This window comes from Streptomyces avidinii (assembly GCF_045161815.1).
Classification (GTDB): Bacteria; Actinomycetota; Actinomycetes; order Streptomycetales; family Streptomycetaceae; genus Streptomyces; species Streptomyces avidinii.
Map to the genome: position 1 here is coordinate 2,716,617 of NZ_CP108863.1, position 11,973 is coordinate 2,728,589.

Below are 11,973 nucleotides of genomic sequence, written 5' to 3' on the forward strand. Positions count from 1 at the left end.
AGCCGGAGCAAGTCCGAACGGCTGAGGCCCCCCTGCAGGTGCAGGGGGGCCTCAGCCGTCAGACCATCGAACCGTCGGGCCGGGTCGGCCCGGTCGGACCGGTCAGCGCTTCGCCAGCGCGTACGGCGCCAGGTCGGCCGCCAGTTCCTGATGGACCCGCGCCTTGAGCAGGGTGCCGTCCGGGGTGTGCTCCTCGGAGATGACCTCGCCCTCGGCGTGCGCCTTGGCGACCAGCGAGCCGCGCGTGTACGGCACCATGGCCTCCACCTCGACCTCGGGCCTCGGCAGCTCGGAGTCGATGAGCGCGAGGAGTTCCTCGATGCCCATGCCCGTGCGCGCCGAGACGGCGATCGAGTGCCGCTCGATCCGCAGCAGTCGCTGCAGGACGAGCGGATCCGCGGCGTCCGCCTTGTTGATCACGACGATCTCGGGCACGTTCACCGCGCCGACCTCGCGGATCACCTCGCGCACCGCCGCCAGCTGCTCCTCCGGCGCCGGGTGCGAGCCGTCCACGATGTGCAGGATCAGGTCGGAGTCCCCGACCTCCTCCATCGTGGAGCGGAAGGCCTCGACGAGGTGGTGGGGCAGGTGCCGGACGAAGCCGACCGTGTCGGCCAGGGTGTAGACCCGGCCGCTCGGCGTCTCGGCTCGGCGCACGGTCGGGTCGAGGGTGGCGAACAGCGCGTTCTCCACCAGCACGCCCGCGCCCGTGAGGCGGTTGAGCAGCGAGGACTTGCCCGCGTTGGTGTAACCGGCGATGGCGACCGAGGGCACCTTGTTGCGGCGCCGTTCCTGCCGCTTGATGTCACGGCCGGTCTTCATCTCCGCGATCTCCCGGCGCATCTTCGCCATCTTCTCGCGGATCCGGCGCCGGTCGGTCTCGATCTTGGTCTCACCGGGGCCTCGGGTGGCCATGCCGCCACCGCCGCCGCCACCCATCTGCCGGGACAGCGAGGCACCCCAGCCACGCAGTCGCGGCAGCATGTACTGCATCTGCGCGAGCGCGACCTGTGCCTTGCCCTCCCGGGACTTGGCGTGCTGGGCGAAGATGTCGAGGATCAGGGCGGTCCGGTCGACCACCTTCACCTTGACGACGTCTTCGAGGGCGATGAGCTGGCCGGGGCTGAGCTCCCCGTCGCAGACGACGGTGTCGGCGCCGCTCTCCATGACGATGTCACGCAGCTCGCGCGCCTTGCCCGAGCCGATGAAGGTGGCCGGGTCCGGCTTGTCACGGCGCTGGATCACGCCGTCGAGTACGAGGGCACCCGCCGTCTCGGCGAGGGCGGCGAGCTCCGCGAGGGAGTTCTCCGCGTCGATCACCGTGCCGGAGGTCCAGACACCGACGAGCACGACGCGCTCCAGGCGCAGCTGCCGGTACTCGACCTCGGTGACGTCTTCGAGCTCGGTGGAGAGGCCGGCCACGCGGCGCAGGGCCGCGCGTTCCGAGCGTTCGAGCTGCTCGCCGTCCCGGTCTCCGTCGATCTCGTGGCTCCAGGCGACGTCCTCTTCCATCAGGGCATCGGCCCGAAGGCTCTCGGTGAAGCTCTGCGAGTCCCGCACGTCCTGTGCGTCCCGCGCGTCCTGGGAAGGGGAAGAAGAGGAGGTCATTGGATCCTTACGTCGATTCGAATAGCAGTGTCACGTTAGCTGTCACGTCCAACGTGTCACACAGCCGGGGGATTCCCCGAGCGGCCCTGTCGATGGTGACATGCCCGTTCCTCACCGGTCACACCCTTTATTGGGCGCTCCCGCCCGCCGCGGGCTTGCCGGAGGCGGCATTGCCGGGGGCGGAGGCCGCATTGCCGGAAGCCGCGGCGGCCTTGCCGCTCCACTCCGGGTGCCCCGGCATGGGCGGGGTCGTGGCCCCGTACAGCCAGGGCTCCAGGAAGGCCCCGAGGTCCCGGCCCGCCTCCTGCGAGGCCAGGCGTACGAAGTCGGCCGTTCCCGCGACCCCGTCCCGGTTCTCCGCGACCCAGCGCCGCTCGATCCGGTCGAAGGCCTGTACGCCGACCTCCTGGCGCAGCGCGTAGAGGATCAGCGCGGCCCCGTCGTAGACCACCGGCCGGAACAGGCCGATCTTCTCGCCCGGCGCGGCGGCCTTCGGGGCGGCCGGGGGTCCGCCCGCCGCCCGCCACTGGTCGGAGCGCTGGTACGCCTCGCGCATGCGCCGCTCCAGGGAGTACTTGCCGAGCCCGTCCGCGTACAGGGCCTCGTACCAGGTGGCGTGTCCCTCGTTGAGCCACAGGTCGGACCAGGTCCGCGGGGAGACGCTGTCGCCGAACCACTGGTGGGCGAGCTCGTGGACCATCACGGACTCGACGTACCAGTCGGGGTAGCCGTCGCCCGAGAACAGGTTGCTCTCGAAGAGCGAGAGGGTCTGCGTCTCCAGCTCGAAGCCGGTCGTAGCCCGCGCGATGAGCACGCCGTAGTTCTCGAAGGGATAGCGGCCGACCCGCTCCTCCATCCATTCGATGTGGCCCGCGGTCTTCTTCAGCCAGGGGTCCAGCCGCTTGCGGTCCTGGGCCGGCACCACGTCGCGCAGCGGCAGCCCGTGCGGTCCGGTGCCGTGCACGACCTCGGAGCGGCCCACCGAGACCTGGGCCAGTTCGGTGGCCATGGGGTGCCGGGTCCGGTACGTCCAGGTCGTCGTGGGACCGAGCCGCCGGGCGGGGGTCACCGCCTCGCCGTTGGCCACGGCCGTCAGACCGGCCGGGGCGGTGATCCGGAAGGTGAAGAACGCCTTGTCGGCGGGATGGTCGTTGCACGGGAAGACGCGGTGCGCGGCGTCCGCCTGGTTGGCCATCGCCAGGCCGTCCTCCGTGGGCACCCAGCCGCCGTCCCCGCGGCCGCGGGGGTCGCTGGTGTGCCGGACGGTGATGCGCAGGGGCATGCGGTCCGCCACCGGGCGCGCGGGCGTGAGGACGAGGTCCTCGCCCACGCTCTCGAACCGCGCCGGCTCCCCGTTGACCTCGGCGGACGCCACCTTGCCGTGGGTGAAGTCCAGGTTGATGCGCTCCAGCGGCTGCAGGGCGCGGGCGTCGATGACGGTGACCGCGTCGAGCGGGCTCAGGTTGTCCTTGTAGGCGAAGGACAGGTCGTACGAGAGCACGTCGTACCCGGGGTTCCCTAGCTCGGGGAAGAGCCGGTCGCCGATGCCCAGCGGCGTCGGTGGGGGCAGTACGGCGGCGACGAGGGTGAGGGAGGCCGCGGCGAGCAGGGCGGCGCGCAGGCGCGGGGAGGAGAGCTGCATCCACCACCGCTTACCAGCGCCCGCCACACGGCCGCGTACGGCGCGCGACGGGTCCACCCGAACGGGGCCTTCCGGAGTCGTCCCGGCCTACGCGCGGCTGACGCCGGGCCACGCGGCGCTGACGGCCGTGGCTACGCGCGGCGAGGGCCCTGGCTACGCCCGGCGGACGTCGTACACGCCCGGCACGTCCCGCATCGCCCGCATCAGCGCGGGCAGCCCGGCCGCGTCGGGCAGCTGCAGGGTGTACGTGTGCCGGACCCGCTGCTCGACCGGGGGTTCCACGGTCGCGGAGACCACTTCGACCCCCTCGCGGGCGATGGCCTCGGTCAGGTCGGCCAGCAGGTGCGGGCGGCCGAACGATTCAGCGAGCAGGGTGACCCGGCAGTCCGCCGTCGCCCGCCAGTGCACGGCGACGGAGGTACGCCCCACGGCGCGCATCTGTGCCACCGCCGCGCAGTGGATGCGGTGCACGGTGACGGCCCCGCCGCGGACCAGGAACCCGGCGACGGCGTCCGGCGGCACCGGGGTGCAGCACCCGGCCAGTCGCACAGTGGCGTCCGGCAGGTCGGCGACGGCGTTGCCGCCGCCCCCGCGGGCCCCGACCACCGAGAGCGGCGCCCGTGCGGCCGAGGTGGTGGCCATGGCCCGGTCGGGATGGGCTTCGAGCCAGCTGCTGATGGCGATCCGGGCGGCCGGGGTCCGCGCGTGGTCCAGCCACTCGGCGGCGGGTCCGGAGGAGGCGTCCTGCGCGAGCAGGAGCTGGACGGTGTCCCCGTCGGACAGCGGGGAGGACAGGGAGGTGAGGCGCCCGTTGACCCGGGCGCCGATACAGCCGTGGGCGGCCTCGCCGTGCTGTGCGTAGGCGGCGTCGATGCAGCTGGCCCCGGCCGGCAGGCTGATCGTGCCGGTGGCGCTGCCGTCCTCCCGGAACACGGTGATCTCCCGGTCCTGGGCGAGTTCCGCCCGGAGCACGGTCCAGAAGGTGTCGGGGTCGGGCGCGGACTGCTGCCAGTCGAGCAGCCGGGACAGCCAGCCGGGCCGCGTGGGGTCCACGCGCTCCTCGTCCGGGTCGGTGGCGGCGTCGAGGGTGGCGGTGGCGTCGGACGTGGCGGTCGCGTCGGGCGTCGCGGTGGCGTACGGATTGCCGAGGGCCACCACACCGGCCTCGGCGACGCGGTGCATCTGCCGGGTCCGCACGATGACCTCGGCCACGTACCCCTCGGGCGTGGCGACGGCGGTGTGCAGCGACTGGTAGAGGTTGAACTTCGGGGTGGCGATGAAGTCCTTGAACTCCGAGATGACCGGGGTGAAGCAGGTGTGCAGCTCGCCGAGCGTGGCGTAGCAGTCGGCGTTCTCGCCGACGAGGACGAGGATCCGGCCGAAGTCGGACCCGCGCAGCTCGCCGCGGGTACGGGCGATGCGGTGCACGGAGACGAAGTGCCGCGGCCGTACCTGTACTTCGGCGGCGACCCCGGCGTCGCGCAACACACCCCGTACGGCGTCGGCGATGGCGGGGAGCGGGTCGCGTTCACCGGCGTGGGCGGCGATGAGCGCGCGCGTGCTCTCGTACTCCTCGGGGTGCAGGATCGCGAAGACGAGGTCTTCCAGCTCGGTCTTGAGGGCCTGGACGCCGAGGCGTTCGGCCAGCGGAATGAGGACGTCGCGGGTGACCTTGGCGATGCGGGCCTGTTTCTCGGGGCGCATCACGCCCAGGGTGCGCATGTTGTGCAGCCGGTCGGCGAGTTTGATGGACATGACGCGGACGTCGTTGCCGGTGGCGACGAGCATCTTGCGGAAGGTCTCGGGTTCGGCGGCGGCGCCGTAGTCGATCTTCTCCACCTTGGTGACGCCGTCGACGATGAAGCAGACCTCGTCCCCGAACTCCGCGCGGACCTGATCGAGGGTCACGTCGGTGTCCTCGACGGTGTCGTGCAGCAGAGAGGCCGTCAAGGTGGTTGTCTCGGCGCCGAGTTCGGCGAGGATCAGGGTGACGGCGAGCGGATGTGTGATGTACGGCTCACCACTTTTTCGCATCTGGCCTCGGTGCGAGGTCTCCGCAAGGAGATACGCGCGGCGCAGAATGGACAAATCGGCGTCCGGATGGTGGGCGCGATGCGCCTCGGCCACGTGGCCGATCGCGTCCGGGAGCCGGTCCCGGGACGTCGGCCCGAGCAGGGCGGCACGCCCGAGCCGACGCAGATCGAGCCTGGTCCGACCACGTCTGCGGAGCTCAGGGCGCGCTTCGGGGTGTGCTTCGGGGTTCGTGGCCTCTGCACTCATGGGCACCTCCGGCGGCTTCGACCGGCGGTGGCGGGCATGGGGTGAGCCCTCAGGGCCGGTGCCTGATGTTACCGACCCCACCACGTGGCGCAGTCCACCTCTCGCTCAGCGTGAAACGGATCACCCATTAGAGGGAAGCTTCAGCCGAAAGCCGTTTCGGTGAGCCAGGCTTCGTCGAATTCACCCGCAGCCACGATCACGGCCGGTCCGGTCATGTCGATCTGCCCGTCGGGGTGTTCGGTGATGATCAGGGTTCCGCCGGGGAGGTCGACGGTGTACGCGACCGGTTCGCCGGTGGCGGCCGGGTCGGCGCCGTCGCGGCGGATGGCGGCCACGGCGACGGCGCAGGCGCCGGTGCCGCAGGAGCGGGTCTCGCCGGAGCCGCGCTCGTGGACGCGCATGGCGACGTGGCGGGGGCCGCGGTCGACGACGAACTCGACGTTGACGCCCGTCGGGTAGGCGGACGCCGGGCTGAAGGCGGGGGCGGCGTACAGGTTCCCGGCGTGGTCGAGGCTCTCGACGAAGGCCACCGCGTGCGGGTTGCCCATGTTCACGTTGCGGGCGGGCCAGCTGCGGGCGTCGACGCCGACCGTGACCTCGCCGGCGGGCAGCTCTGCGCGGCCCATGGAGACGGTGACGTCGCCCTTCTTGTCGAGGTGCACCCGCTTGACGCCGCCCCGGGTGGCGACGGCGAGGTCGCCGGGCTCGACGTGTCCGGCGTGCTGGAGGTAGCGGGCGAAGACGCGGACGCCGTTGCCGCACATCTCGGCGATGGAGCCGTCGCTGTTGCGGTAGTCCATGAACCACTCCGCCTCGTCGGCCAGGTGCGCCGCCTCCGGGTGCGCGGCGGACCGGACGACGTGCAGCACGCCGTCGGCGCCGATTCCGGCCCGCCGGTCGCACAGCTTCGCGACGGCGGACGCGGGCAGCTCGATGGCGTTGTCCGGGTCCGGGACGATCACGAAGTCGTTCTCGGTGCCGTGGCCCTTGAGGAAGGGGAGGGTGGTCTGCGTCACCCGCCCATGGTACCCAGCCCCTGCTCAGAGGGGTGGAGCCGTCCGAGGGGCGGTCAGCGGAGCCGGGCGACCCGGTACACGGCCAGACTTACGACGGCCAGTACGACCACGGCGTACAGCGCGGCCATGCGCCAGTCGGGGCGGCGGCCGCTCCCCCGGGCCGGGAGGCCGGGCCAGGTGTAGCCGACCCGGCGGGCGGCCATCATTCCCCAGCCTCCGGCGCAGCAGCTGATCAGGAAGCCGAGCATCGCGACCACGGCTCCGCCGTCACCGAACTCGAAGGCGAGCGGGAAGGCGAACATCAGCGAACCGGTGGCGGCGAGCATCGCGATCGGGGCGATCTGCCACAGGCGCAGGCGGCGCTGCGGACGCAGCTCCACCTCGAACTCGGGTCCGGCAGCAGCCTCCGCCTCGGCCGAGTCCGGGGCGTCCGGGCCGTCGGGGGTCAGGCGCGCCGGGTCGGCGGGCAACCCGAGCCCTGCGGGCCCGTCCGTCCCGTCCAGAAGCATCGGGTCCGCTTCCCTCCGGGTGTCGTCCCGCCCGGTGTCACGAGGGCCGGCCTCCATCGCCACGCGCCCTCCCCACTCGGACTCAGTACGCCGCCGTTCATCGCAGGTGATCGCACCCGCTGAAGTTTGATGATGGCACGCCCCCGGCCCCCCTACGGGCGCGTGAGGCGTCCCGATGCCATCACGTGATCAGGCTGTAACCGCTCGTTCGACCAACGACTGCGCGAGTCCGGGGAGTTCCCCCCGGTCGGCGACGGCCCCGCTGAGCCAGTGCACGCGCGGGTCGCGGCGGAACCAGGAGTCCTGCCGGCGGGCGAACCGCTTGGTCGCCCGGACGGTCTCGGCACGGGCCTCGTCCTCGGTGCACTCGCCCGCCAGGGCGGCCAGCACCTGCTGGTAGCCGAGCGCCCTGGAGGCAGTGATTCCGTCGCGCAGTCCACGGGCCTCCAGCGCGCGGACCTCGTCCACCAGCCCGGCCTCCCACATCCGGTCCACGCGCAGCGCGATCCGCTCGTCGAGTTCCGGCCGGGCCACGTCGACGCCGATCTGCACGGTGTCGTAGACGGACTCGTGGCCGGGCAGATTGGCGGTGAAGGGGCGGCCGGTGATCTCGATGACCTCCAGCGCGCGGACGATGCGGCGGCCGTTGCTGGGCAGGATCGCCCGGGCGGCGGCCGGGTCGGCGGCGGCGAGCCGGGCGTGCAGGGCGCCGGGGCCGCGCAGCGTGACCTCTTCCTCCAGCCGGGCGCGGACCTCGGGGTCGGTGCCGGGGAACTCCATGACGTCCAGCGCGCCGCGGACGTACAGGCCGGATCCGCCGACGAGCACGGGGGTGCGGCCCTCGGCGAGCAGTCTGTCGATCTCCAGGCGGGCCAGTCGCTGGTAGTCGGCGACGTTGGCGGTATCGGTGACGTCCCAGATGTCGAGGAGGTGGTGCGGAACACCGCCGCGCTCCTCGGCCGTCAGCTTGGCGGTGCCGATGTCCATCCCCCGGTACAGCTGCATGGAGTCCGCGTTGACGACTTCGCCGTCGAAATGGCGGGCCAGGGCTACGCCCAGGTCGGACTTTCCTGCCGCGGTGGGACCTACGACGGCGATGACCCGCGGGGCGGGGGCTGCTTTCCTCACCGCCACAGTCTCTCAGCCCCTGGTCAAGACACGGCCATGTACCCGATCGAGTTACGTGACGGGGTGCGGTCGGGGTCGTTGCCCTGGCGAGGTTCCGGCCGGACATACGCCCCGCGTACGCCCGGCGCAGGCCGGTCCGGCCAACGCGGAACTCCACTCGCACGCGTAACGTTACGGGAGTAGACATGGGCGTTTTTGATCGGTTTTTTCGTCGTAAGGACGAGGCCGTGACCACGGAGGTCGCGGCGGAGGACCTGACGGCGAAGTCCGGCACGGCCGACGAGGCCACCCCTGTTGCCGAGGAGGCTCCGGCGGCGGAAGCCGTGGAGATTCCGAAGCAGCAGTCGGCCGAGGTGGCCGCGGACAGCGAGACCGGCGAGGGCGCCCGCACGTAGCGACCGCCAACGGAAGGTGACCCATGGGCCTGCTGGACAATCTGAAGGCCAAGCTCGGTCCGGCGAAGGACAAGGTCGGCGACCTCGCCCAGCAGCACGAGGGCAGGATCGGCGAGAGTCTCGACAAGGTGGCCAAGGCCGTGGACTCCAGGACCAAGGGCAAGTACAGCGGCCCGATCACGAGCGGGACGGGCAAGGCGAAGGACGCTCTGGGAAAGATCGCGCACAAGGACGCTCCCGGCGGGACCACGCCGCCGGCCGCTTCCTGACGCGGTCCGCGGAAGGGGCGCGGGACCGGCACCGGCCGGTCCCGCGCCCCTTCGCCGTTCCTCGGGCGGCCCCGCAGCCGGCTCCGGCCCGCTAGGACCAGGCGGCGACGAAGTACCCCACGCCGTACGGCGCGTCCTCGTACAGCAGGCGCCCGGCCAGCCCCGCGCCCTCCGCGGCGCCCGCCAGCACCTGCCAGGGGGCCCGTCCGGCGGCCTGGAGCTCGGCCGCGAGCCCGGCGTCCAGGCCGGCGAGCGCGGTCACGTCGGCAGCGCCCAGCGCGCGGGCGGCGGCCTCGTCGAAGGCGGCGGCCCGCTCGTCGAGGTAGCCGGGGGCCTTGAGGGTGCGGCAGGCACTGCCGTCCCCGAGCACCAGCATGGCCACGCGTTCGGCGGAACCGCCCAGGTCCGCGCCGAGGAGACCGCAGCCGCTCGGGGCGAGGTCCGCGGCGACGGCCACTCCGGCGACCGGGGCGGCCGCCCAGCGGGCCCGGCCGAGCAGCCAGCCGGCCACCGCGAGGGAAGCCGGGAGGGTGACCCCGGTGGCGTGGCCGCTCGGCGGTTCGCCCGGGTCGGGGCCCAGGGTGACGGTCAGGTCCACGCCGAACCCGGCGAAGCTGCCGGGGGTGCCCTGGTCGTACGCGCCGCCCTCGGCGGCTGCCCCGACCACGACCAGCAGGTCGGGCCGGGACGCGGCGAGCACCGCCAGCGCGTCGGAGCAGGCGGTGCGGGCGGCGCCGAGTTCGGCGGCGGCCCCCGCGGCGACCTCCGGCACGAGCAGCGGCGGGGCGGGACAGACGGCAGCGGCTACGAGCATGATCCGCAGCCTAGCCGCAGGTGCGGGACCCGTGCCGCTCAGGAGGAGGCGGGCACCGAGCAGCCGGAGGCGACGGTCGGCAGCGGCGCCGGGACGCCCAGCGTCGGGATGCCGAGCATGACGCCCGCGGGCTGGGCCGGGGCCGCGTTGCGCTTCTCCCAGGCGTCGCCGGCGCGGGTGCGGCGCACGGTGAGCGTCGGCCCCTCGGCCAGCAGGTGGTGGGGAGCCGCGTAGGTGATGTCCACGGTGACCACGTCGCCCGGGCGGACCTCCGCCTCCGGCTTCGTGAAGTGGACCAGGCGGTTGTCGGGCGCGCGGCCGGAGAGGCGGTGCGTGGCGCCGTCCTTGCGGCCCTCGCCCTCCGCGACCATGACCTCCAGCGTGCGGCCGACCTGCTTCTTGTTCTCCTCCCAGGAGATCTCCTCCTGGAGGGCGACCAGGCGCATGTAGCGGTCCTGCACGACGTCCTTGGGGATCTGCCCGTCCATGTCGGCGGCGGGGGTGCCGGGCCGCTTGGAGTACTGGAAGGTGAAGGCGTTCGCGAAGCGGGCCTCGCGCACCGCGTGCATCGTCTGCTGGAAGTCCTCCTCCGTCTCACCGGGGAAGCCCACGATGATGTCGGTGGAGATCGCGGCGTGCGGGATCGCGGCGCGGACCTTCTCGATGATGCCGAGGAAGCGCTCCTGCCGGTACGAGCGGCGCATCGCCTTGAGGATCGGGTCCGAGCCGGACTGCATCGGCATGTGCAGCTGGGGCATCACGTTCGGGGTCTCGGCCATCGCCGCGATCACGTCGTCCGTGAAGTCGCGCGGGTGCGGGGAGGTGAAGCGGACCCGCTCCAGGCCCTCGATCGTGCCGCAGGCGCGCAGCAGCTTGCTGAAGGCCTCGCGGTCGCCCAGGTCCGAGCCGTACGCGTTCACGTTCTGGCCGAGCAGGGTGATCTCCGAGACGCCCTCGGCAACGAGGGCCTCCACCTCGGCGAGGATGTCGCCGGGCCGACGGTCCTCCTCCTTGCCGCGCAGGGCCGGGACGATGCAGAAGGTGCAGGTGTTGTTGCAGCCGACGGAGATCGAGACCCAGGCGGCGTAGGCGGACTCGCGGCGGGTCGGGAGCGTGGAGGGGAAGGCCTCCAGCGACTCGGCGATCTCGACCTGCGCCTCCTCCTGGATGCGCGCGCGCTCCAGCAGCACGGGGAGCTTGCCGATGTTGTGCGTACCGAAGACGACGTCGACCCAGGGGGCTCGCTTGACGATCGTGTCGCGGTCCTTCTGCGCGAGGCAGCCGCCGACGGCGATCTGCATGCCGGGGCGCTTGGTCTTCATCGGGGCCAGCCGGCCGAGGTTGCCGTACAGCTTGTTGTCGGCGTTCTCGCGGACCGCGCAGGTGTTGAAGACCACGACGTCGGCGTCGCCGTCGGCGCCCTCGGGCGCCCGGACGTAGCCGGCATCCTCCAGCAGACCGGAGAGCCGCTCCGAGTCGTGCACGTTCATCTGGCACCCGTAGGTGCGCACCTCGTAGCTTCGCTTCTCGTCCACTGCCTGGCTCCGGTCGCTGCTGGTCATGCAATAAGGGTAGGCGGTACCCGGTGGCCCTCCGGTCCCCCGTTCGGCCGACCCGGCGGAAGGCGGCGGCCGAAGAGGAGGAGCAGCAGGTCCTGGGCTTCCGCGTGCACGGGGGTTCCCTCTCCGTAGGACCAGTCCAGGTCGTCCGCGCACAGCCGGATGCCGGTCAGGTCCACCCCGAAGAAGCGCAGGGAGCGGGGAGTGACCGCGTCGAGGAGGAGCCGCAGCCGGTCCTCGGGGACGCGGCGCGGGTGGTCCAGCGCGACGGTGATGTCGAGGCCGTGCACCACGTCGTGGGCGAGGGCCCCGGTGGGACCGGCGGCGGGCGGTTTCCAGGGGTGGCCGGCGTTCTCGCGCAGCAGCGCGGCGAGCTCGCGCCGGCCGAGGGCCGCGGCGTCGCGGCGGGCGGTGCGGTCGGTCATCCGGTGCAGGCTCCCGCGGGCCCACAGCAGCTCGGCGGCGAAGCCGGGGAGGGACGTGCGGAACCCGAGGGACATGTGGGCGGCGACCTCGCGGACGCGCCAGCCGGCGCAGAGCGACGGGGCGTCCCACTGCTCCGGGGAGAGGGCGTCCAGTACGTCGGCCAGCTCGCGGCGTTCGGCGGCGACGGCCGCGGCGATCGTACGGCGGCTCACGGCGGGGACGGGTACGGGGCGGGGCGTGGGTCCGGGCACCGGGCCGGGGCCGGGGGCGGGCTCTGATCGGCTCATGGCTTCAGGGTCGGGGCGGTGCCTGCCATAAGTCCAAGAG

At 72.7% G+C, this 11,973-nt stretch carries 11 protein-coding genes; 2 read left to right on the forward strand and 9 right to left on the reverse strand.

Annotated elements, in window-relative coordinates; all coding sequences use genetic code 11:
- Positions 1-102: 102 nt before the first annotated feature.
- From hflX to miaA, 6 genes are all read right to left on the reverse strand, one after another.
- Positions 103-1,608, reverse strand: a complete 1,506-nt coding sequence (gene hflX / locus OG373_RS11660) for a GTPase HflX (RefSeq protein WP_397732318.1) — start codon at positions 1,606-1,608, stop codon at positions 103-105.
- 127 nt (positions 1,609-1,735) lie between these two features.
- Positions 1,736-3,250 (reverse strand): M1 family metallopeptidase, encoded by a 1,515-nt coding sequence (locus tag OG373_RS11665; protein ID WP_405437999.1) that lies wholly within the window; start codon positions 3,248-3,250, stop codon positions 1,736-1,738.
- A 153-nt stretch (positions 3,251-3,403) separates the two neighbouring features.
- Positions 3,404-5,530: a RelA/SpoT family protein gene (locus OG373_RS11670; protein WP_405438001.1), complete on the reverse strand. Its 2,127-nt coding sequence runs from the start codon at positions 5,528-5,530 to the stop codon at positions 3,404-3,406.
- 140 nt (positions 5,531-5,670) lie between these two features.
- Positions 5,671-6,546: a diaminopimelate epimerase gene (gene dapF / locus OG373_RS11675; protein WP_397732323.1), complete on the reverse strand. Its 876-nt coding sequence runs from the start codon at positions 6,544-6,546 to the stop codon at positions 5,671-5,673.
- 53 nt (positions 6,547-6,599) lie between these two features.
- The gene (locus OG373_RS11680) at positions 6,600-7,112 is read right to left on the reverse strand and encodes a hypothetical protein (RefSeq protein ID WP_397732336.1); all 513 of its coding nucleotides are present in this window, start codon (positions 7,110-7,112) and stop codon (positions 6,600-6,602) included.
- A 132-nt stretch (positions 7,113-7,244) separates the two neighbouring features.
- Positions 7,245-8,183 (reverse strand): tRNA (adenosine(37)-N6)-dimethylallyltransferase MiaA, encoded by a 939-nt coding sequence (gene miaA, locus OG373_RS11685; RefSeq protein WP_405438003.1) that lies wholly within the window; start codon positions 8,181-8,183, stop codon positions 7,245-7,247.
- Between the two features lie 227 nt (positions 8,184-8,410).
- Here miaA and OG373_RS11690 point away from each other — a divergent pair, with 227 nt between their 5' ends.
- Both OG373_RS11690 and OG373_RS11695 read left to right on the forward strand, forming a co-directional pair.
- On the forward strand, positions 8,411-8,578 hold the full coding sequence (locus tag OG373_RS11690) for a gliding motility protein (RefSeq protein ID WP_397732327.1): 168 nt from the start codon (positions 8,411-8,413) through the stop codon (positions 8,576-8,578).
- A 23-nt stretch (positions 8,579-8,601) separates the two neighbouring features.
- Complete coding sequence (locus OG373_RS11695) at positions 8,602-8,847, forward strand: antitoxin (protein ID WP_397732329.1); 246 nt, start codon at positions 8,602-8,604, stop codon at positions 8,845-8,847.
- Positions 8,848-8,938: 91 nt separating this feature from the next.
- On the opposite strand, the gene OG373_RS11700 is transcribed toward OG373_RS11695, so the two are convergent.
- The 3 genes from OG373_RS11700 to OG373_RS11710 are packed head-to-tail and all read right to left on the reverse strand — an operon-like array spanning position 8,939 to position 11,933.
- A complete protein-coding gene (locus OG373_RS11700; RefSeq protein WP_397738775.1) occupies positions 8,939-9,661 on the reverse strand; it encodes a hypothetical protein in 723 nt (240 codons plus the stop codon).
- Between the two features lie 38 nt (positions 9,662-9,699).
- A complete protein-coding gene (miaB, locus tag OG373_RS11705) occupies positions 9,700-11,223 on the reverse strand; it encodes a tRNA (N6-isopentenyl adenosine(37)-C2)-methylthiotransferase MiaB (protein WP_405438005.1) in 1,524 nt (507 codons plus the stop codon).
- Positions 11,220-11,933, reverse strand: a complete 714-nt coding sequence (locus OG373_RS11710; protein ID WP_405438006.1) for a maleylpyruvate isomerase family mycothiol-dependent enzyme — start codon at positions 11,931-11,933, stop codon at positions 11,220-11,222. Before OG373_RS11710 ends, miaB begins: the two co-directional genes overlap by 4 nt.
- Positions 11,934-11,973: the final 40 nt, after the last annotated feature.

What these genes read in the sequence shown, in the direction of transcription:
- OG373_RS11700 (WP_397738775.1), bottom strand. Translation starts at nt 9,661, where the DNA reads ATGCTCGTAGCCGCTGCCGTCTGTCCCGCCCCGCCGCTGCTCGTGCCG.
- OG373_RS11670 (WP_405438001.1), bottom strand. Translation starts at nt 5,530, where the DNA reads ATGAGTGCAGAGGCCACGAACCCCGAAGCACACCCCGAAGCGCGCCCT.
- OG373_RS11680 (WP_397732336.1), bottom strand. Translation starts at nt 7,112, where the DNA reads ATGGAGGCCGGCCCTCGTGACACCGGGCGGGACGACACCCGGAGGGAA.
- hflX (WP_397732318.1), bottom strand. Translation starts at nt 1,608, where the DNA reads ATGACCTCCTCTTCTTCCCCTTCCCAGGACGCGCGGGACGCACAGGAC.
- miaB (WP_405438005.1), bottom strand. Translation starts at nt 11,223, where the DNA reads ATGACCAGCAGCGACCGGAGCCAGGCAGTGGACGAGAAGCGAAGCTAC.
- OG373_RS11710 (WP_405438006.1), bottom strand. Translation starts at nt 11,933, where the DNA reads ATGAGCCGATCAGAGCCCGCCCCCGGCCCCGGCCCGGTGCCCGGACCC.
- OG373_RS11665 (WP_405437999.1), bottom strand. Translation starts at nt 3,250, where the DNA reads ATGCAGCTCTCCTCCCCGCGCCTGCGCGCCGCCCTGCTCGCCGCGGCC.
- OG373_RS11695 (WP_397732329.1), top strand. Translation starts at nt 8,602, where the DNA reads ATGGGCCTGCTGGACAATCTGAAGGCCAAGCTCGGTCCGGCGAAGGAC.